Annotated in this window: 15 protein-coding genes; 10 read left to right on the top strand and 5 right to left on the bottom strand. The window is 73.0% G+C overall.

Going from position 1 to position 21,258, the window contains the following annotated elements:
• The first annotated feature begins 6 nt into the window (after positions 1–6).
• Genes AC0HI0_RS03455 through AC0HI0_RS03465 form a run of 3 tightly spaced genes read left to right on the top strand, consistent with a single transcriptional unit; the run spans position 7 to position 2,623 of the window.
• Positions 7–699 (top strand): hypothetical protein, encoded by a 693-nt coding sequence (locus AC0HI0_RS03455; protein ID WP_480930771.1) that lies wholly within the window; start codon positions 7–9, stop codon positions 697–699.
• Entirely contained in the window at positions 696–1,601 is a 906-nt protein-coding gene (locus AC0HI0_RS03460) for a DUF6895 family protein (RefSeq protein WP_480930772.1), read from the top strand. The genes AC0HI0_RS03455 and AC0HI0_RS03460 overlap by 4 nt, the downstream gene beginning before the upstream one ends.
• The gene (locus tag AC0HI0_RS03465; protein WP_480930773.1) at positions 1,598–2,623 is read left to right on the top strand and encodes a serine hydrolase domain-containing protein; all 1,026 of its coding nucleotides are present in this window, start codon (positions 1,598–1,600) and stop codon (positions 2,621–2,623) included. Before AC0HI0_RS03460 ends, AC0HI0_RS03465 begins: the two co-directional genes overlap by 4 nt.
• Positions 2,624–2,627: 4 nt before the next feature.
• Here the strand turns inward: AC0HI0_RS03465 and AC0HI0_RS03470 are convergent, their stop codons facing one another.
• Entirely contained in the window at positions 2,628–3,776 is a 1,149-nt protein-coding gene (locus AC0HI0_RS03470) for an acyl-CoA dehydrogenase family protein (RefSeq protein ID WP_480930774.1), read from the bottom strand.
• A 345-nt stretch (positions 3,777–4,121) separates the two neighbouring features.
• Between AC0HI0_RS03470 and AC0HI0_RS03475 the strand changes: the two genes are divergently transcribed.
• The gene (locus tag AC0HI0_RS03475; protein ID WP_480930775.1) at positions 4,122–6,995 is read left to right on the top strand and encodes a type 1 periplasmic-binding domain-containing protein; all 2,874 of its coding nucleotides are present in this window, start codon (positions 4,122–4,124) and stop codon (positions 6,993–6,995) included.
• 695 nt (positions 6,996–7,690) lie between these two features.
• On the opposite strand, the gene AC0HI0_RS03480 is transcribed toward AC0HI0_RS03475, so the two are convergent.
• Positions 7,691–8,443, bottom strand: a complete 753-nt coding sequence (locus tag AC0HI0_RS03480; protein WP_480930776.1) for a universal stress protein — start codon at positions 8,441–8,443, stop codon at positions 7,691–7,693.
• A 130-nt stretch (positions 8,444–8,573) separates the two neighbouring features.
• On the opposite strand from AC0HI0_RS03480, the gene AC0HI0_RS03485 reads away from it, so the two are divergent.
• Positions 8,574–8,831 (top strand): hypothetical protein, encoded by a 258-nt coding sequence (locus tag AC0HI0_RS03485; protein ID WP_480930777.1) that lies wholly within the window; start codon positions 8,574–8,576, stop codon positions 8,829–8,831.
• A gap of 19 nt (positions 8,832–8,850) precedes the next feature.
• Entirely contained in the window at positions 8,851–9,594 is a 744-nt protein-coding gene (locus AC0HI0_RS03490; RefSeq protein ID WP_480930778.1) for a hypothetical protein, read from the top strand.
• Between the two features lie 10 nt (positions 9,595–9,604).
• Here the strand turns inward: AC0HI0_RS03490 and AC0HI0_RS03495 are convergent, their stop codons facing one another.
• The 3 genes from AC0HI0_RS03495 to AC0HI0_RS03505 are packed head-to-tail and all read right to left on the bottom strand — an operon-like array spanning position 9,605 to position 13,342.
• Positions 9,605–11,731 (bottom strand): protein kinase family protein, encoded by a 2,127-nt coding sequence (locus tag AC0HI0_RS03495; RefSeq protein ID WP_480930779.1) that lies wholly within the window; start codon positions 11,729–11,731, stop codon positions 9,605–9,607.
• Positions 11,694–12,497: a protein phosphatase 2C domain-containing protein gene (locus AC0HI0_RS03500; protein WP_480930780.1), complete on the bottom strand. Its 804-nt coding sequence runs from the start codon at positions 12,495–12,497 to the stop codon at positions 11,694–11,696. The genes AC0HI0_RS03495 and AC0HI0_RS03500 overlap by 38 nt, the downstream gene beginning before the upstream one ends.
• 8 nt (positions 12,498–12,505) lie before the next feature.
• Complete coding sequence (locus tag AC0HI0_RS03505; RefSeq protein WP_480930781.1) at positions 12,506–13,342, bottom strand: VWA domain-containing protein; 837 nt, start codon at positions 13,340–13,342, stop codon at positions 12,506–12,508.
• Between the two features lie 960 nt (positions 13,343–14,302).
• Between AC0HI0_RS03505 and AC0HI0_RS03510 the strand changes: the two genes are divergently transcribed.
• The 4 genes from AC0HI0_RS03510 to AC0HI0_RS03525 are packed head-to-tail and all read left to right on the top strand — an operon-like array spanning position 14,303 to position 21,253.
• Entirely contained in the window at positions 14,303–16,348 is a 2,046-nt protein-coding gene (locus AC0HI0_RS03510) for an Agd3-related carbohydrate-binding protein (RefSeq protein ID WP_480930782.1), read from the top strand.
• Positions 16,345–18,438: an Agd3-related carbohydrate-binding protein gene (locus tag AC0HI0_RS03515; RefSeq protein WP_480930783.1), complete on the top strand. Its 2,094-nt coding sequence runs from the start codon at positions 16,345–16,347 to the stop codon at positions 18,436–18,438. Before AC0HI0_RS03510 ends, AC0HI0_RS03515 begins: the two co-directional genes overlap by 4 nt.
• Positions 18,435–19,895, top strand: coding sequence for a GT4 family glycosyltransferase PelF (gene pelF / locus AC0HI0_RS03520; RefSeq protein ID WP_480930784.1), 1,461 nt, complete (start codon positions 18,435–18,437; stop codon positions 19,893–19,895). The genes AC0HI0_RS03515 and pelF overlap by 4 nt, the downstream gene beginning before the upstream one ends.
• Positions 19,892–21,253, top strand: coding sequence for a hypothetical protein (locus tag AC0HI0_RS03525; RefSeq protein ID WP_480930785.1), 1,362 nt, complete (start codon positions 19,892–19,894; stop codon positions 21,251–21,253). The genes pelF and AC0HI0_RS03525 overlap by 4 nt, the downstream gene beginning before the upstream one ends.
• Positions 21,254–21,258: the final 5 nt, after the last annotated feature.

Raw genomic sequence — 21,258 nt, forward strand, 5'->3', positions numbered from 1 at the left:
GGGTTCGTGGACGCATCGTCCTGCGTGCGCGGTGCCGCGCACCTGGCCGATCATGTGCTGGGCGCGCTGCGCGGCAGCGGCAGCGTGGGCTTGGCCGAGTTCGTGGACTCGTGTGCCGACACGACCAGCGGCTTGGGGGCGGTCCGGTTGGTGGGTGCGGATGTCTTCCTGCCGCACGTGGTGCTGGACCGCCCCCTGAGCCCCGAGGACGCCGAAGTGGTCGCCGCGTCCCTGGAGGTCTTCCCTCCGGTGGTCGCGCCGGCCACCCCGGAGCAGCGGGTGATGGCGTGGTGCGACTGGACGACCGCGCGGGAACTGGCCCGGCTCTCCGGTGACGTGCCGATCGCGACGCCGGAGGACCCGGTGGCCGTGCTCGGGTCGGCGGAGAACTGGTCGAAGTGGTCGGTGGCGGTGGCGCAGCTGTCGTCGTCGGCCTACCCCGGCGCGACCGGGCCCGTGGTGGACGCGATCGCCGCGCAGCCGCTGGCGCTGTGCCGGGGCGCGGTGCGCACCGTGCTGCGCCGCGATTTCGGCACCGCGAGCCGACTGGCCCGCTGGGTCGCCTTCCTGCACGCCGCGGGCGTGCGGCTGCCGCTCGACCCGGCGCTGCTCATCGGGCACGTCGGCGTGCGGCTCGGCGCGGAGCCGCGCCGCCTGCTCGACCTCACCGTCGCACGCCACCTCGTGGAGGCCGCATGACCACCGTCGCCCGCCTCGCCCACGACGTGACGGCGGGCGCTCTGGGCTGGCTGCACGCCAACCGGCTGCACGGCGCGTTCGAGGACGAGGTCAACTCCAACATCAACGACCCGGACGACGTCTACAAACCGCTGTGCGAGCTGGCGCTGGCGGCGTCGCTGGTGCTGCGCGACGGCGTGGCCGGTACCGCCGAGCTGCTGGCCGCCCGCGAGCTGATGGACTTCACCTGGGGTCAGCTCCGCCGCGGCGACCTGCTCTACGAGCGACAGCTCCGGCACGCGGTGATCACCGACCCGCTGGAGACCTACTCGCACCACGCGCGCACCGGTTTCCACCACGCGGCGCTGGAGCAGATCATCGAGGTGGGGTCGGCGGCGGACGCGATGACCGAGGTGCTGCCCAACCGCCGGCTGGCCATCGCCAACGCGCACCGCGTGGTCGGCGTCGCCCGGGACGACGACTGGGCGGCGATGTTCCGGCAGACGTGGCTGGGCCGCACGCCGCAGCCCTGGGCGCTGGACTGGTACACGGCCTACCAGATGACGCACGCCATGTTCCACATCACCGACTGGGGCGCGCGGCCGCAGGACGTGCCGGCGGACGTGGCCGAGTACCTGGCGGACTGGCTGCCGGTGTGGTTCGAGGTGTGGGCCGAAGCCGGGCAGTGGGACCTGCTCGGCGAGCTGCTGATCGTGAGCGCGTCGCTGCCCGAGGCGCGGTGCGACCCGGCGGAGTGGGAGCTGTTCGCCGGTCTCCAGCACGCCGACGGGCTGGTGCCCCGCGACGCCGAGCCGGTGGAGGGCGACGCGCGCGAGCGCTACCACGCCCACCAGCACACCGCCGTGGTGGCGGCCGTCGCGGGCACGGTGGCCCTGTCGCGCCTGCTCGGCAGGGGCGCGTGAGGGAACTCGTCGGGCACCTGCCCGCCGCCGCCGGCGGCGTGACGGGGGTCGCCGTCGCGGTGCGCTCGGCCGGCCGGGACCGGGTCCTGGTCGGCGGCACGACCGACCGGGCGCGCCCGCGTCCGCTGACCGGCCGCTCCCGCTTCGAGATCGGCTCGCTGACCAAGACGTTCACCGCCCTGCTGCTGGCCGAGATGGCCGCGCGGGGCGAGGTCGACCTGGCCGGTCCGGTCCGGCGGTACCTGCCGCCCGGCGCCGCGCCCGGGCTGGGTCGCGAGGTGACCCTGGAGGGCCTGGCCACGCACACCTCCGGCCTGCCTCGGCTGCCGCCCGGCCTGCTGCGCTCGGCGGTGCCGCGCTGGCGCACCAACCCCTACCGCACCTTCGGCCTGGCCGACCTGGCCGAGTCGGTGCGCCGGACCCGGACCCGACCGCCCGGCCGGTACCGCTACTCGAACTACGGCGCGGCGCTGCTGGGGTGGGCGCTGTCGCACGTGGCCGACCGGCCGTACGAAGACCTGCTGGCCGCGCGCGTGCTGCGCCCGCTGGGCCTGCTCGACACCGGCACCGACCTGTCCCCGCAGGTCACCGGGCACCTGCGGGGCCGGGCCCGGCCGCCGTGGGAGATGCCGGGCCTGGTCGCGGCCGGCGCGCTGCGCTCGTCGGCGGCCGACCTGCTGCGCTTCCTGACCGCCCACCTGGACCCGCACGCCCTGGTCCCGGCCGGCACGCCGCTGGCGGCGGCGCTGGCCGTGGTCGCGCGGCCGAGGGCGTCGGCCGGCGACCACGAGGTGTGCCTGATCTGGAACCTGCGCCACCGGTCGGGCCAGGACCTGCTGTTCCACTCCGGCGCGACCAGGGGGTGCACGGGGTTCCTCGCGTTCGGCCCGCAGTCCGGGACCGCGTTCGTGGCGTTGGCCAACGCCGGGCCGACCGTGGGCAGCACGTTCGTGCAACGCTCCTACGAGGCGGCCTGGGACCTGGTCGAACGGGCCGGGGCCGACGTGCCGGCCGGCCGCTGACCGGCTACAGCAGCGGCGTGCTCGGTTCGACCCCGCACAGCGCGCGCCCGTAGTGCTCGATGCCCGTCGTGGGGACCATGATCGCGTGCGTGGCCAGCGCCTGGATGTCCCGGGCGACCTGGTGGATGGGGTGCCTGGTGGCGATGCCCGACGCACCCGAGCCCAGGCGCAGCGCCTCGACCGCCTCGGTGCACAGCCTCGACGCGTAGCCGACCAGACCCCAGATCCTGGCCCGGTCGGCGCGGTCGGTGAGCACGCCGGTGGCGACGCGGTCGTCCATCAGCCCGGCGGCCTGCTCGGCGAGCAGCCGGGCGGAGTCGATCTTCATCCGGGCCTCGGCGACCTGGAGGTGGGTGACCGGCGCGTCGCGGTGCGCGGCGTAGGGGGTGTAGGCGACCTGGCCGCGGCGGGGGAGCCGGTCCAGGTAGTGCTCGTAGGCGGCCTCGGCCAGGCCGAGGAAGGTCGCGACGGCGCTGGTGAGCAGGTAGGGCAGCGACGGGTGGCGGAAGAAGCCCGCCGCCGCGTTGCGCTCGCTGAGCTGATTCTGGTCCAGCAGCCGCGCGGTCGGGATGGCGAACCGGTCCGGGACGAACACGTCCTGGCCGGACACGGTGTTGCTGCCGGTGCCCTCCATGCCGCTGACGTACCAGTCGTCCTCGACGGTCAGGTCGCGGGCGGGGATCAGGAAGTGGGTCGGTTCGCCGCCCTCGACCACGGCCGGCTGGAGCAGGTAGGAGGCGGCCAGGCAGCCGCTGTTGAACGGCCAGCGGCCGGACACGGCGTACCCGCCGGCCACCGCGACCGCCCGGCCGGGCAGGGCCAGCGTCGCCGTGTGGAAGGCGTCCGGGTCGGCGAAGACCTCGTCCTGCACGTCGTCGGGGAACTTGGTGAGCAGGAACGCGGCGTCGGTGTAGATGGCCGACACCCAGGACGTCGAACCGCAGCCGCGACCAATTTCGACCAGGGCGGCGAGTTTGCTCCGCATGTCGCATTCGAGGCCGGCGAAGTGGCGGGGCAGGCCCGCGCGGTAGATCCCGGTCGCGCGCAGCGCGTCGAGGTTCTCCCGGGGGACGCGGCGGCCCTCGGTGCAGCGCTCGGCGTTGGCCCGCAGCAGGGGGACCACCGCGCGCACCCGGTCGACCAGATCCGGCATGGCGGCCTCCCGCGCTCGTGTCCGCTGACGTGGAAAGCCACTGTGCCACAAGAGATCATCGGCGATGCGCGGGTGCGCGACATGGCACCCGAACGGCCCCGCCCGATCACCGGACGTGCCGCGCCGGTGCGGTGCCGCTGGGCCGATCGGGGCGGCGCGGGGTTCGGTCCGGAGCAACGCGCGCCGGCGCGCCGGTGACCGCCCGTCCGGTCGGCGGCACGGGTCCCCCGGTGCGGAATCCGCTTTCACCCGTCGATTCCTCCGCAATTCTGCGGAGGTGTTGCGAAGGGGCGGCGGAATTGCTCGGGTTGTCACGTTTCCCGATTCGGCGACGATTGTCCGGGCATGGTGGAATCTGCGGCACCGGGAAATGGGGCGCCGGACCCGCGCGCGTTCACCGGCCTGCGCACGCTGCTCGACGTGATCACCCGGCTGGCCGAGCGCCCGCGCCGGTTCGTGCGGCGGCAGTCCGGACAGGTGCTGCGCGGCGAACGCGCGCTGCCCCTGCTGTGCCTGGACCACGAACCCGGCGCGGAGGGCTTCCCGGCGGCCGTCGCGCGGGTGCTGGACGCCGCGCCCGTGCCGCAGATCCCGCACACGCTGGTCGACGTGGCGGCGCTGCCCACCGGCCCCGCCGCCGACCCGGAGCACGCCGACGGCGGGGCCGTGCGCGAACCGCCCATGCTCGCGCTGCTGGACGAACTCGCCGTGCGGCTGGCCGCCGACCGGTTCGGGGTCGGCCGGGTCAGCCGGTTCGACCACTACCGGCTGGTCGAGTGGCTGGCCGGGCACCGGTTGCCGCCGCGCCGGGGCCGCGACGACCGGCACCGGGTGATGCAGCTGCTGCGGTCCTGGGTGGGCCGGCCCGAGCTGGTCCCGGACCAGGGGCTGACCGAGGCGGCGGTCAAGCTCGCCCCGAGCGGGCCCGCCCAGCTCGTGCTGCGCCTGGTGCTGTGGCTGGGGCCGGTGCTGGGGTTCCGCTGGATCGGCGAGCGCGTGCCGGGGCTGGCCCAGGAGACCCGCTGGCTGATGCGCGGCCAGCCGTACATGGTGCCGAGGCACTCCTCGGACTTCCTCGGCTTCGCCGAACGGCTCACGCTGGGCGAACGGGCGTCGGAGAACGCCGAGCAGCTCAAGAAGCTGCTGGTGCACGCGTTCCTGGAAGACCTGCGGCTGGCCTACCGGCGGCGCACCCGCCGGCTGCTGCCCCGGCGGCGCGGGTGGCGGCACACCTCGTACGTGATCGCGCTGCTGGACAACGTGACCGCCGACAACGAGGGCGGCGAGCTGCTGCGGCTGATCAACGCGGTCCGCAACGAGACCGGCGAGCCCGACCCGCTGCTGGTGGTCGCGGACGGCCCCCGGTCGGGCTCGATCGCCTCCGCGTTCGGCGTGTGGCCGGTGCCCGCCGACGAGGCCGACCGCGGGCTGGAGGCGTGGGAGCGGTCGCTGCCGGTCCGCCGGCAGCTGCTGGCCCGTGACGCCCGGTACGTGTTCCTGCGCCTGCCCCCGGCCGACGCGCACGGCCACGACCGCCGGGACCGCACGGCCTGGAACGCCCCCGGCATCCTGCGCCCGCGCCGCGCGCCCCGGTTGACCAGCCGCGCGCTGATCACCGCCGTGGTCGCCGTCCTGGTCGCCGGGGCGGCGTTCGCGTTCCGGATGGCCGCCGTGCCCTCCGCCGACGAGGCGCGCCTGCTCGAACTGCGCGACAAGGCGCACTGCCCGGCCGTGGAGCCGGCGGGCGTGCGGGTCGAACCGGTCGAGATCCAACCCGGCGACTTCGAGTGCGTCGGCTACAGCGACACCGCCGACTACCTGTTCACCGCGAGCGACGTGCTGCTCGACGCGCAGCGGCGGGTGTTCGGGGAGAACCGCACCGCCCGCGAGGTCGCCGGGCAGTCCGGCCGCCCGCTGCTCACGGTCGTCTACCTGGCCGGGCTGACCTACCCCGAGCCGACCTCCGAGACCGACGCGGCCACCGCCGAGGAGTTGGAGGGGATCCGGCTCTACCAGCGCTACCTGCGCGACAACCAGGCCAAGGACGCCCCGCTGCTGCGGGTGGTCGTCGCGAACGCCGGCGCGGCGATGGCGAGGGCCCCCGAGGTCGTGGACCGGTTCGTCGCGCCGTTGTTCCGCGACGACAACGCCGCGTTGGCGGTGCTCGGCCTGGGCCGGACGGTCGACGCGACCGAAGCGGCCATCACCGGGCTCGGCCGCCAGGGCGTCCCGACGATCACCACCTCGCTGACCGGGACCCGGCTGCCCGACCGGTCGCCGCTGTACTTCCAGCTCGCGCCGGGCAACCGGCGGCAGGCCGACGTCCTGTTCCACTACGCGCGGGCGCGGGCCGTCGGCCAGGTCACGCTGTACTACCCGGACAACGCCCGCCAGGACGGCTACGTGCAGACCCTCGCCGAGGAGGTCCAGACCCGGTTCCGGCAGGACCCGACGATCGCGGTGGTGCGGACGGACATCTCGACGCCGCCCTCCGCGGTGTGCCGCACCGCGCCGCCCGGCCGGGAGGAGATCGCGTTCTACGGCGGTCGCGAGTCGGAGTTCGGCGCCTTCCTCGCCGCCACGAAGAAGTGCGGCAGCGCGGCGAACATCCCGCTCATCGTCGCGGACGACTCGGTGTCCCGGTTCGTGGCGAGCCGGACCCAGCGGGACAAGGCGGACTTCGACGGCCTGCCGATCCGGTACATCTCGATGGGCGGCCTCGTGCCGCTGACGGGCCGCTCGTGCGTGTCCGAGCCGCCCGCCGCGAACTCGCCGCAGAGCCGGTTCTACGACGACAACGTCAAGCTGCGGATCTTCTGCTCGACCATGCGGACCGCGTACCAGGAGGGCGTGCGGACCTCCGACATGCCGTGGCCCGGCGAGCGCCTGGCGGCGTCGTTCGACAGCGCGGACCTGCTCTTCGAGGCGTTCGACCAGGTGCGCAAGCAGGTCGACGCCGGGCAGCCCGCACCGCACCGCGCCGAGGTCGCGCAGCGCTTGCGCGAACCGGCGTTCGAGTTCCAGGGCACGACCGGGATCGTCCGCTTCGACGGCAGCCGGGCCGGGTCGCCCAACCGCAGCATCGGCATCTTCCGGCTGGACAACACCCGCGACGTCGCGGCGGGCCCGCGGTGCGAGTACCTGATCGGCGAGCTGTCCGAGCGCTTCCCGTCGCCGGAGGTCGACTACGCGGACCGCTGCCCGGACAGCGCGCGGTGAGCCTCAGTCCGGGGTGAGGACGTGCCGCCGGTCCCGGTAGGGGCAGCGTCCTGGCGTCGGGGCAGGCGCGGTGCAGTGCGGCCGGCAGGTCGTCGGGGTCGTAGCCGAGCCGCAGCAGGCGCAGCGCGACGACCTCGTCCAGCGAGTGGGTGGCCACCCGGCCGTCCGCCCGGACCAGGGTGATCCGCCGCGCGGCACCGGGTTCCACGTCGACCCGCACCACACCCCGGGCCCGGCTCCGCGCGGCGATGCCCAGGGGTACCACGATCGGCAGCATCCCGAGCGCCAGGAACAGCCCGGCCACCGGGTGGGCCAGGCTCACCGCGGCACCCCCGGCCGTCACCGCGAACGCCCACCAGAACTCCTTGCGCAGCGGGGAGCGGGGTGGCGCGTCGCCGAGCCGGCCGAAGGGGGGCGTCGCCGGCACCGGGCAGCCGGCCCGCCTCGTCCCGGTCGGCCGGGCCGCGTGTCGGCGGTGGCACGTCGTCGCGCTTCCCGTTGCCCATGCGAGCACGGTGGGGGCTTGCGCTCAGGTGGGGCAGGGGAAGTTTCCGCCAGTGGTGCCGAGGGCGGCGATCGAGTGTCCATTGTGGACTAAAAGGGCGGGTGGCATGGCCGGTGCGGAACCGGCCTGCTGCTGCGCGCCGACGACGCACTGCGGCCCACGTGATCGGACTTCGCCGCCGGCCGCGACCTCAACGCCGTGGCGATCCTCCGCCGATCCCGCCCGCCGGGGGCGGCGTGGCGCGCCCGCGCTCACGGTCGAGGGAGGCCGGTTGGCGGGGGAGGGCGACGGGCTCGTGGTGCGGGTCGGCGGGGTGGGATTCCGCCGGGGTGCGGCGGGCCACGTAGACCGGGCACCTCGCGTGGTGCAGCGCGGCGCGGGTGGTGGGGCCGGAGCCGGCCACGACCAGCAGGTCGGTGTCGGCGTAGCGGGCGATCGCCTCGGTGGGGTGCATCCGGGCCAGGATCGAGGTGTGCCGGACGCCGCGCAGCACGCGGTCGGCGTGGGCCAGCGGCCACTCGGGGGCGTCGGCCCGCACGGGCAGCGGCGGGGAGGCGTGCAGGACGCGCAGCGCCGCGCCCCGCTGCCCGGCCAGCACGGCGGCCCGCCTGAGCACGGTGTCGTCGTCCGTGCCGGTGATCAGCGCGGTGACCCGGTGGTGCGCGGGCGACGGTGCGCCGCGCACCACCACCACGTCGCACGTGGCGTTGTCGACCAGCGCCGGCACGTGCCGGTCCGCGCACGTCGGGCCGCTGCCGGCCTGGGCCAGGACCAGCAGGCCCGCGCCCGGTGGCGAAGTCGTCCCGTCCGGCGGAGGCGGTACCAGCGGCGCGTCGGTGAGCCGGGCGTGTTCGGCGGCCCAGCGCCGCGCGGAGTCGTCGTGCGGTGTCCGCCCGGTCGCCACGACCACCGGGAGCACGGGTGGGATGACCAGGTTGTCCATGCCCCCACGATGCCCCGCCGGCGGCCGGCGCGGCAGGGCCGTGCGCGAGGTCGTGGCGAGGACGTAGGTCCCGACCTGTAACCGGTCGGCCCCGTCCGCCGATACAGCCGGTGATGGGACGGGGGGAACAATGGGTGGGACGGAGAGCGGCGACGACTCGGTGATGCGGTTCTCGTTGGCGGGCCTGGTGATGGCCGCGACGACGAACGCGGTGGTGGCGGTGTCGGACGCGGTGGTCTGGGCGTGGTGGGTGGCGGCGGGCTGCTTGGCGGTCGCGCTGGTGCTCGGCTCCGCCTGGGCGGTGCGCCGGCGTCGGACCCGGCTGCGGGACGTCCCGCACGACGACCTCGTGGCGGGTCGCGGCAGGCCCCGTACCTCGGTGCGGTGACGCGGTAGTGTGCGGTGCCGTGCACGTCCACGACGCCCGCCTCCCCGGTCCGTTCCGGCCGGTCGACGGTTTCAGCCACACCCGCCTCTCCGCGGTGACCTCGCTCCCCGATGTGCTGGAAGTCGTCTCCTCCCTGCGCCGCAACGATCCCGAGGCGCGCTACCTGTGCACGCTCGACAGTCTCGCCCAGTGCTGCTACACCAGCGGTCACGCGATGGAGGACACCCGCTTGGAGGTGCCGTTCGACGAGGACGGCGACCTCCCCGGGTACGAACGACAACGCTTGCGGCACGTCGTCGCGAAGCTGGAAGACCCGGAGTTGCGGTCCACGTGGGACTCCCTGGCCGGCACGCTGGCCACGACCGCGTCCGACGTCGACGCCCTGGTCGCGGTGAACCGGCGGCCCGAGGCGGTGCTGGACGAGGTCGTCTACGTGCAGCGGTTGCCGGTGCCGCGCGACGACCTGCTGATCGCGGGCCTGCCCAACGGCTACTTCAGCGCCGACTGGGACGTCTTCCAGAACCACGCCGTGATCCGCCGGCTGCACGAGCGCCACGGCTACCGGTTCTTCGGCATCGGCGCGTCCTGGCTGGGGTTCCTCCGCGACGGGCCGGCCCGGCTCGGCCTGGTCGCCGACCTGGTCCACCTCTACGGGTGGGCCGAACAGGCGGCGGACTCCTGGCGGGAACTCGGCGAGTCGGCGGCGCGCGTCGACACGCTGTTCCTGGGCTACGCCGAGGACTTCGCCGAGGTGCTCGGCTGACGCCCCCCGCTCAGCGGCCTCCGGTGAGCAGGAAGCGGAGGTAGTGCCCGAAGGTGATGGCCCGGTACACGTCGGCCCGCGTGGTGCTCTCGGCGACGGCCCGGTGGGCGCGCTCCAGCACGACGGCGGCTTCGGCCACCAGCCGGTCGTGCTCCACCCTGGTCCGGACGGTGGCCGCGTTGGCGGCCTTGAGCTGCTCGGCCAGGTCGGCCTGCTCCTGGCGCAGGGCCGCCTGGAGCGCCCGGGTGGACACCTCGGCGTTCTCCCGCACCGACGCGTACTGGGCGTCCAGCGCCGCCTTCTCGGCGGTGAACCGGTCCTTGATCGCCCGCAGCTCGGCGGGGTCCAGCTCGGTCGGCCGGTTGTTCGCCGCGATCGTGGTCAGGTTCGCCCGCCACTGGTCGATGCGCGCCGCCTTGACCTCGCCGACCCCGGCGGCCCGCACGCCCTGCCCGTTGGCCAGCACGAAGACCGCCACCCGGTTCGCGCCCTGCACCGCGTAGCTGACGCCGACGAAGTCCGCGGCGGTCCGGATGCCCACGGCGGCCAGGTTGGCCGTCAGCGTCCGCCCGATGCCGTCGACGCCCGCGTTGCGGACCGGGAACCTCGACAGGTACGTGCGCAGGTGTTCCTTCTGCCGCAAGGTCAACAGCCGCTGTTCCTCCAGGTGCATCCGGGTCGCGGACGCCTGCCGTTCGCGGTCGATCTGCGACAGGTGTTGCCGCACGGCCGATTGGTGCGCGCTGCGGCGTTCGTTGTGCCGCTGCTGGAGGGTCCGCCGCCGGAAGTCCTGATCGGCCTTGAGCTCGTCCGCGGTCCGCGCCATCTGCCGGCTCTCCCGTTCCAGCCACGCGGTGCGGGTGGCGGCGGCTTGGCGGGCGTCGTGGAGCTGTTTGCGCTCGGCGCGCGCGGCACGGGCCTGCGGGCGTTCGGGGCGGCGGCGGTAGTCCGTCGCCGTCGCCGCGCCCCAGGCGAGCACCGCGGCCAGGTCCACGGCGGCGACGGCGGGCTCCACCAGCAGCGCGGTCGGGACCCCCAGCGGCAGCAGCACCAGCAGCAACCACGTCAACGCGGCGGGCAGCGGTGCCCTCCGGTCGAACCGGGCAGGCGGCGGCGGGGCGGGCAGGTGCGCCTGCACGCGCTCGGCCAGCCACGACGGCAAGGCGCGGCCGGACACCGCGACGGCGGCCGGCGTGGTGTCGTCGAGCGGCTCCAGCGGCGGGGGATCGGCCCGGTGGTGCAGCAGGACTTCCCGGAACCGCCCGGCCAGACCGCTCAGCCGGGGGTCGGGGTGGCCGGTCAGGGTGGACAGCCGGAACGACGTCGCCGGGTCGGCGAAATCGGACTCCGCGAGCAGGAGGTTCTCCGCGTCCTGGTCGCGCAACTGGTGCCACAGCGAGGGATCGGTGGCCAGCGCCACCAGCGACAGGTAGACCACCCAGGATGAGAACCGGTCGATCTCCGGGCCGAAGTCGGCCGCCGTGCGGTCGGGCGACTGGTAGTTGCGGTGCCCGGTCTCGACGGCGGCCAGACCGGCCAGCGCCGGGACGTACACGCCGTCGTAGTCGACCAGCCGCACCGAGCCGTCCTCGCCGACGAGGATGTTGCCGTGCTGGAGGTCGCCGTGCCCGACGCCCGCCGAGGCCAACCGGGACACCAGGGTCGCGAACCGGTCGGCCAGTCCGGACAGCGCGACCGGGTCCCCGGTGTGCCGCTCGATCCAGCGGATCAGGCCGACGCCCTCCACCCACTCCATCCGCAGCACCGGGTACCAGGTGCCCTCGACCATGATTCCCCGGTCGAGGTAGTCGAAACCGACGGTCCAGTCGTCGTCCAGCCCGGCCAGGTGCTCCCCGATCGCGCGGTAGCGGACCGCCTGCTCGCGCACTTCCCGGGTGAAGCACTTGACCGCGTAACGGGTGCCGTCGGCGGCGGTCAGCGAGAAGACGCTCGCGAAGTTGCCGGAGATGGCGCGGGGCCGGCCCAACCCGTCCAAGCGGACCTGGGCGCCCGCGAGTTCGGTGCCGCGAAAGCACAACGCGGTGTTCTGCAACGCCTCCACGTACGTCGCGCCGGACGGGAACGCGCGCGCGGGTTCGTCATCCGAGGTCCACGTGAACGACCGTGACGTCGTCATTGCGCATCGCCCCCTCCGCGCGCACCTTCTCCAACCACCCCTGGAATCCGTCGAGATCGGCCTGCGGCGTGAACTCGCACAGCACCTGCCACGGCCGTTGCCCGCGCTCGGCCTCGCGGAGGAACCACGCGGCCAGCGCGTCGGTGCACAGGAAGAACTGGTCGCCCTGCTCGGCTTCGCCCGAAACCGTGCGGACGTGCCGCGCCAGCAGCGCGTGGTCCCGGTTGAACGCGTTGACCAGTCCCGGCGAGTTGTCGAATTCCGCCGACGCCTCGACCGGGAAAGCGCGCAGCAGCCGGTCGTCCCGGGTGTGGAACAGGCAGCTGTCGCCCAGCGCGGCGGCGTGCCACCGGGTGCGGTGCGCCGAATCCGCGGCGAACCGCGCGGCGAGCACGGTCGAATGCGGCCCCCGGTCGAGCTTGGGCTGCTCGTACCAGGCGATCGGGCGGCCGTCCGCCTCGCGCCCGGCCACGTACTCGGCCAGCCATTCCCGCCACGCCCGCCCGGCCTCGACCAGTGCGGTCGCGAAAACCCCGGCGTCCCGCAGGACTTCTTCGTCCGACCGCGCCGAGGCCACCACCGAACCCGCCAGCAGATCCGCCCACTCGCCCGCGAGCAGGCTCTCCGAAGCTCCGTCCGCCACGGCCGCGTAGACCGGTTCGGCGAGCCACTCGTCCGGGGCGGACCCGGGCCGGACGCACCGGGCGTCCTCGCATTCCCGCAATGAGTTGCCCTGTTTGGGCGCGCGGAGGGAGGAGGTGTACATACCGCTGGTCAGCGCAGGTCCGTCGCGCGGGTGCCGATGTCCAGGAATTGGACGATCGAGGTGATGTCGGCGTTGTAGACGAAACCCCGGGTCGTTTCGGTGGCCGCCACCCCCTGCTGCAACGCGTAGAAGCGCATGTGCGGCGGCAGCACGCTGGACATGCCGAACAGCGAACGGGCGTAGGCGTCGGGAAGTGCGACGTCGCTGTCCGGGAAGGTGACCGGGACCGCGTTGGTCGCGGACACGTGCAGGTTGAACAGCAGCGCCGCGCCGTCGGCACTGACGTGGGTCTGAACGGACCAGGCGGCGCTGGTCGGATCGCCGTCGGTGGACTCGCCGTCGGTCAGGTTGAGCACGATCGGCGGGAAGCAGTCCGGGTGCCGCCCGACCCAGTCCGACACCAGCGCCTCGGCCCGCGCCAGCGCCTGGCTCATCGGCGTCGCGCCGTTGGCCACCGGGTCCACCCAGACCGGGAAGCCGGTGGTCGTCTCGACCAGGCCGCCCGCGCCGTCGGGGACCTTCTTGAGCCGCTTCTCCACCCGGGCCGGCTGGTCCGCGACCTGGCTCAACGGCACCAGTTCGCGCCCGGCGAGCGGCCCGGTGAAGGCCGGGCCGACGGTGTGCCCGTAGCCGATGGCGGCGATGTGGAAGTAGTCCCGGACGCCTTCCTCCTTCGCGCACTTCACGCTCAGCTCGGCCAGCAGCCGGTTGATGGCGTCGCTGACCACGTCCGCCTTGCGCTGCCGCGCGCCGCCTCCGATCGGGTCGCTCATCGACGCGGACTGGTCGATCAGGAACACGATGCAGGACGGGTTGGCGCGACTGATCTCGGCTGCGTATGTCACGTAAAGTCCACCTCTCGCACGACCGCCCGGTGCGGCACGCGGCCGGCGGATCACCACCGGCACTACGCTCTGTTATCACCTTTGAACACGGATCGTTACCGAAAACTGCGACGGATGTGTTCGCTGAAAGTGTGTTGATCTCCCGAAATGTTAGCGTCATCCGGATTCGCCCGGTGGTGCGGTCACCGTCCGTCCACCGTCCGGCCCAGTCGACGGCGCTTGTCGCCCGGACGTACTGCGACAGCGGCGCGTTTCGGGTGCGTCTCAACCGGCCGCTGTCCTGCGGTGATGCTGTGAACGGTCGTGAACGGGTGTGTACGCGCCGTGCACCCCCGCCGGCCCGGGTTCCGGGCGGTCACGGCCCGGGGTCGCCGATTGAGACCGTACGACGGCCCGCACCGCGTTGGACCCGCGTTGTGCGGCGGCCGGATCGTGGTCTTTTCCGTATCAGAACGGGGTGCCGGGCAGGAGGGTTGCTCACATTCAGGGGTGGCCGGGCAGGTGGCCGGGCCATTCCAGGTGACGGGGATAATATGTCGAACAGTGACCGGGTGGTTCTTGTGACGTGAGCCGTTCGGCGCTCTGTCGACTACTCCTAGGCAAATAGTGTTTCGCACGAATCGCGGTACCCGTGCCCGAAGGGCTCTGTCTACATTATTCGAGGTATGTCCCGGGTTCCTCGGACGGAGGCGCGGCGGAGGTGCCCGGAAGGGCGCCTGTCCGCCTCGTCCGGGGCCGGAAATGTGGCGATCGAGTTGATCTAAAAGGTCGCCGGAGGTGCATCCGGTGTTGGCCCCCAAGCTGCGAGGGTTGGCCGGAGAAGATGGTCGAGAGGGTCCGAGTGGACTCCTGGCAAACCGCAACGGTGCGGGATTCTGTGCTACCTGAAAGGGTTATGCCTTGGTTTCGAATACTGTTGGTTCGAAGCGGCTGCGGCCATTTCTGGCGACGCTCGTCGTCGTGGCCGCCGGGCTGCTCCCGACCGCGGGGGTCGCGGCCGCCGCAGGCGGGCACCACCACCGGCACGGTCTCGTCCTGGGCGAGGTCGCCCGGCCGAAGCCCGCCAGACCCGCTGCCACCGCCGAGCTGAACGGGCCCGTCCCGGCCGCCACGCTCGCGCCGCCGGCGCTCGCCACCGACAAGGTCGCGCTGCGCCCCCTGGTCATCGGCCTGGACGCGGCCGACTTCGGCCTGCCCACCTGGAAGGCCGTGCTCGACCGGACCGGGTCCCCCTACGACGTCCTGCTGGCCAAGTCCGAACCCCTGACCGCCGCCCGGCTGGTCAACCCGGACGGCACCGGCCGCTACAGCGCGATCCTGCTCACCGACAACGCCCTGCTGTACCCGGACGGCTCCGGGAACTACATCAGCGCGTTCGACACCGCCGAGTGGCAGGCCCTGTGGGGCTACGAGAGCGCCTACAAGGTCCGCCAGGCGTCGCTGTTCACCTCCTGGGGCACCTTCCCCGAGGACTACTGCCTGCGCCCCGGCGTCGAAGGCGGTTCGGACCAGAAGTTCAACGCCACGCTGACCGCCTCCGGCGGGAAGGTGTTCGACTACCTCAAGACGACGGCCACGGTGCCGATCACCGACTCCTACGTCTACCGCTCGACGCTCGCGGCGGGCTGCGCGGCGGACCCGCTGCTCAAGATCGGCGACTACGTGGTGGGCGTGACCAGCACGTCGACCGACGGGCGCGAACGCGCCGCGCTGACCTTCACCTCCGACCAGAACCTGGCGCAGACCGACCTGCTCGGCTACGGCCTGCTGCGCTGGGCCACCTGGGGCGTGCTGCTCGGCGAGTCCCGGCACTGGATCAACGTCGACGTGGACGACCTGTTCAACTCCACCGACCACCTGTACCCGGACGGACACCTGGAGACCGAGCCGGGCTACCGGATGACCGGGACCGACATCGCGTCCGCCGAGGCACAGCAGCGCTCGCTGCGCACCTCGCCGCTCGCCGCCGGCTTCACCCTCAACCTGCCCTTCAACGGCAGCGGCATCGACGAGGAAGCGCCGTCGAGCTGCTCGGCCACCGACACGCCGGACGCGCTGACCAGCTACGCCCGCTGCCTGTCGCGCAGCTTCCGCTGGCTCAACCACACGGTGAACCACCCGGAGCTGAACTTCACCGACTACGACACCACCTACGACGAGATCGCCGACAACCTGACGATCGGCCGCGACGCCGGGCTGACCGTGCCGACCGACGTGCTCAAGACGCCGGCCTACTCGGGCCTGGGCGTGTACAACCCGGACCCGGACGCCCCGGACACCGACCCGCCGACGGACTTCGGCCTGGCCAAGTCCAACAAGTCCATGCTCGACGCGGCCTACGACGTCGGCGTGCGCTACCTGCACGGCAACATGTCGTTCCCCAGCCACGTCCCGAGCTGCTTCAACTGCGGGGTCAACCACCCGCTGCGCCCGGAGCTGCTGGTCGTGCCGGACTGGCCGACCAACATCGGCTACCACACCACCGCGCCCGCCGAGCAGACGTTGTTCTACAACAGCTTCTACGGGCCGAAGGGCAAGTTCCCGTTCCACGACCACGACCTGACCTACGACGAGATGGTCTCCTACGAGGCGGAAGTGGCGCTGCACCACGTGATGTCCGGTTCGGCCTACGCGCACACCCTGCACCAGGGCAACCTGCGGGAGTACTCGTCCGGCCGCAGCCTCACCTTCGACTGGCTGAAGGTGGTCGTGGCCAAGTACAGCGAGCGCTACCAGGTGCCGCTGCGCAACCCGGACTGGCCGGCGCTGGCCAAGTACGTGAAGGCGCGCACCCAGCACTTCGCCGAACTCGGCGCGCGGCGGGACCCGGTGTGGAACCGGACCGACAACACCGTCACGGTGACCGCGGCCACCACCGGTTCGCTGTTCCTGACCGGCGTGACCGCGCCGTCGGGTGAGACCGACCGCTACGGCACGGACCGCATCACGCGGGTGCCGATCACCGCGGGCGGCAAGGTCGTGGCCACGGCGGTCCCGCGCCGATGAACCGATTACGGCCCGGTTCCGTTCCGCGCGTCCCGCTGCTGATGGTCGTCGCACTGCTGATCGCAGCGATCACCCTGACGAGTCCGGCCATCGACGACGGTTCGGGCGGAGCGGAACCGGTGCCCGTGCCGGTTCCCGTCGCCGTCAAGAAGGAGGTCCCGGTGCGAGTCGCGGACGCGGGGGCCGCGCGTCGGGGCGATCTGGTCGCGTTGCGGCAACTGGTGATCGCCACCGGGCCGGACGACTTCGGCCTGGACACCTGGCGTTCGGTCCTGGACCGCTTCGGCACGCCCTACGACGTGCTGTTCGCGGGCACCGAGAAGGTGACGCCGCAACGGCTGACCACGCCGGAGGGAATCGGCCGGTACAACGCGATCCTGTTGACCGGCAACGCCTTGCTGCGCGCGGACCCGAACGGCGAGTTCACCCCCGCGCTCGACCGTCCGCAGTGGAACGCGCTGTGGGACTACGAGCGCACCTACCAGGTCCGGCAGGTCGCGCTGAACACCGCCCCGGGCACCGACCCCGAGGACTACTGCCTGCGCGCCCGGGGCGAGGGCGCGGTGGAGGGCACGCCGGTGCCGCTCGCGCAGACCGACGCCGGCCGGAAGGTGTTCGACTACCTCAAGCCGGACCTGCGGATCCCGCTCACCGGCTCCTACCTCTACCGGGCGGGCCTGGCCCCGGGCTGCGCCGCCGAACCCCTGCTGACCGCCGGGGACGACGTGGTCGCGGTGCTGGTCCGCACCTCCGACGGCCGGGAACGCCTCGCGATCACCTTCTCCACCGGCGTCGGCTCGGTCCCCGAACTGCTGCTGGGCCAGGGACTGCTCCGGTGGGCGACCAGGGGCGTGCTGCTCGGCGAGCAGCGGCACTGGTTCTCGGTGGACGTGGACGACTGGTTCAACGTGACCATGCGGCGCTACCCGGACGGCCGCACCGGCCTGTACCGGCTCGACGGCCGGGACGCCGTCGCGGCCGCCGCCGGGCAGGACCGGCTGGCCGAGAAGCACCCGCAGGCCGCCGGCTTCCGGCTCAACCTGCCCTACAACGGCAGCCGACTCGACGCGGGCGCGCCCGCCACGTGCGAGGAGACCGGCAGCCCGGACTCGCTCAGCGGCTGCTCCAAGTCCCTGGTCGACAAGTTCCGGTGGATCAACCACACCGCGAACCACCCGCAGATGAACGACACCCCGTACGCGGTCAACCGGACCGAGATCGAGCGGAACCTGGAGTACGCGGCGTCGGCCGGGATCCCGGTGCCGCCGACCGTGCTCAAGACTCCGGAGTACTCCGGCCTGGGCGTCTACCACCCGGACCGGGCCGACGTCACCGGCCCGCCGACCGATTACGGGCTCGGCGGTTCCAACCAGGAGTTGCTCGACGCCGCGCGCGACCTGGGCGTGAAGTACGTGCAGGGCAACATGTCCTTCGCCGGGCACCGCCCGGCCTGCTTCAACTGCGGCGTCGCGCACCCGTTGCGCCGCGAGGTGTTCGTGGTGCCGGACTGGCCGACGTCGATCGCGTTCGAGGCCACCGAGCCCGACGAGCAGACCGCCCTGTTCAACGCCTCCTACGGCCGCAACGGCACCGACCGGGAGCACGGCGACCGCGACCTGACCTACGAGGAGATCATCGAGACCGAAGCCGACATCGCCGCCCAGCACGTGATGGACGGATCGGTGTACGCGCACACCCTGCACCAGGGCAACGCCCGGGAGTACAAGCCGGGCCACAGCCTCATGTTCGACTGGATCGACGCGACGGTCGCGAAGTACGCCGCCTACTTCTCGGTGCCGTTGAAGAACCCGGACTGGGTGTCGCTCGCGGGCTACGTGCAGGCGCGGACCGCGCACTTCGCGGAACTCGCGGCGCGCGAGGACGCGGTCTGGAACCGGGTCGCCGGAACGGTCGCCTACACGCCCGCCACGACCGGCGCGCTGTTCGTGACCGGACTGGAGACGCGGTCCGCGACCGAGGACGACCAGCGGTCGGGGGACGAGGCGGAATCCTACGGATCGGACACCGTGTCCCGGGTCGGCATCGCCGCCGGGAACCGGGTGGTCCTGAAGACGAGACCCGCCGCATGACCACGTACCAGCTCCGGCCGAGCACCACGACCAGACCGTTGCCGGACACCCGCACCCGCATCGCGCTCATCTCGGAGGGCACCTACCCGTTCCACCCCGGCGGCGTGAGCCTGTGGTGCGACCAGCTCGTCCGGGGGATGCCCGAGCACGCGTTCACCGTCGTCGCGCTGACCGTCGACGGCACCGAGCGCCCGACCTGGCCCGCGCCGGCCAACCTGGTGGAGGTGGTGAACCTCCCGCTGTGGGGCAGACGCTGGCGCCGCGCGCGCCGGAAACCGAAGGACTTCGCCGAACTGCACGAGACGTTCCTGCGTTCTTTCATCCCGCACACCGACGGCACGACGGAAGCGTTCCTGGCCGCGTTGCGCGGGATGTTCGACGCCGCGCGCACGGCCGACCTGGGCGCGGCGCTGGTCTCCAACGACGCCGTGTCCCGGATCGTCGACGTGACCGCCGAGGCGTACGGGGAACCGTTGCCGCTCCAGGACGCGGTCGTGGTGGCCGACCTCCTGGAGCACATGCTGCGGCCGCTGTTCCACCCGCCGATCAAGGTCGACGTGTGCCACCTCGCGATGAACGGGCTGAGCGCGCTGGTGGGCCTGGCGGCGAAGTGGGCGTACGGAACACCGATGCTCATGTCGGAGCACGGTGTCTACCTCCGGGAGCGCTACCTGTCCGTGGTGAAGGAGGACATGCCGCAGCGGGTCAAGAAGGTCCTGCTCGCGTTCCACCGGGCGCTGGCCGGCGCGGCTTACCTCAGCTGCGACATGCTCGCGCCGCACTCCGGCTACAACCGCCGCTGGCAACTGCGCAACGGGGCGGACGAGGCGCGGATGAACACCATGTACAACGGCATCGACCCGGAGGACTTCCCGCAGGCGTCGGGAGAACCGGACGTGCCGACGATCGTCTTCGTGGGCCGCATCGACCCGTTGAAGGACCTGCACACGCTGATCCGGGCGTTCCGGTTGGTGCGCGACGAGATCCCGGACGCCCGGCTGCGCATGTTCGGCCCGGTCACCGTCGCCAACGAGGGCTACCACGCGGGCTGCGTCCGGCTGGTCGAGGAACTCGGCCTGACCGACTCGGCGGTCTTCGAGGGCCGGGTGCCCAACCAGGTCGACGCCTACCACGCCGGCCACGTCGTCGCGCTCACCAGCATCTCCGAGGGGTTCCCGTTCTCGCTCGTGGAAGCGATGTCGACCGGGCGACCGCCGGTCTGCACGAACGTCGGCGGCGTGCCCGAAGCGGTGGGGGACGCCGGGTTCGTCGTGCCGCCGCGTGACCACGTCGCGGTGGCGCGGGCGTGCGTCCGACTGCTCGCCGACGGCGGTCTGCGCCGCCGGCTGGGGGACCTGGCGCGGCAGCGCGTGCTGGAGCACTTCACCCTCCAGCGCTGGAACGACAGCTACCAGGCCCGCTACGCCGAACTGGTGCTCATCGGGAGGTCCGGGTGACGCTGGAGGACCTGGTCGGCAACATCCGGCCGCTGCTGCCCGAGCCCGTGGACGAACTCCAGGTGGCGGCGATGCTGGAGAGCCAGGGGGTCACCGACGAGGCGGCGGTCGACGAGTACGGCATGGCCGACGTGTTCGACCTCGCCCACCACGTCTACCCGCTGCTCACCCCCGACTCGGAGCCCGAACCGCCGCCGCCCGCGCCGGCGCGCCCGTGGTGGGCCGACGTCATGCACGGCCTGCTCTACCTCATGCCCAGCACCGTCTACCCGGCGGTGTTCGGCGTGCTCGGCGGGCCGGACATGTTGCGCGGCCTGGTCTTCGCCACGACGGCCGGCTGGGTGTGGGGCGCGGGCAGCAGCTGGGTCGGGCACCGGCTGACCGGCGCGGGCGCGGCCCGGCTGGCCGGGCGCACGCTGGTGCTGCTCGGCGGCGGCGGGTTCGCGCTGGCCTTCGCCGGGGCGCTGCTGATCCTGCGCTGGTACGGCGGCGGCGTCGAGGTGGTGCTGTTCGTGCTGGCGCAGACCGGTTTCCAGGTCGCCTCCGGCATCCTGCTGTTCCACCGCCGGGAAGTGCTGCTGCTGACCGCGATGCTGCCCGCGTGCCTGCTCGGCGTGCTGCACCTGATCGCCGGCTACGCCGACGAGATGGTCCCGCCGGTGCTGGTGGCGGGCGTGGTCTCGGTGTCGCTCGCGCTGACCGCCGCGTACCGGACGAGCATGGTGCGCGGCAAGGACCCCGGCAAGGTGCCGCCGGCCCGCGTGCTGGCCCTGGGGGCGCTGCCCAGCACGGCGTACGCGGCGCTGTGCGCGGCTTTCCTGCTGCACACCGACGTCCGGTACGTGATGGGACCGGTCGACCTCGCGGTGGGCGTGACGCCGCTCGTGGTCGGCATGGGGGCGGTCGAGTGGCGCGTGCACCGGCTGTTCGACCAGGCCGGCGTGCTGCTGCGGCGCTGCGCGTCGCCCGCGCTGTTCGACCGGGCGATGTGGCGGCTGCTGCTGCGCGAACTCGCCACCTGCCTGCTCGTGCTCGGGACACTGGCCCTGGTGCTGCTCGCCGCCCTGCGGTGGAGCGGCGCGCTGACCGTGCACGGCGCGTTGCTGATCGACGCGCACGTCGTGCTCGGTGGGGCGTTCTTCCTCGGCTTCGTCCTGATCCGCACCGGCGGCACCGGCTGGGCCACCGCTTGCCTGGCCCTGGTGCTGCCGGTGGACGTCGTGCTGGTGGAGGCCACCGCCGGCGAACCCGACCGGTACGGCGACGTGCCGGTGTTCCTCGGGTGCTGCGCGGCCCTGTCGATCCTCCTGCTGACGGCGCTCCGCCGGAGCGTCGGGCAAGTACGGCACTACCGATGAGAAGA

Source organism: Saccharothrix sp. NBAS 001 (assembly GCF_056640475.1).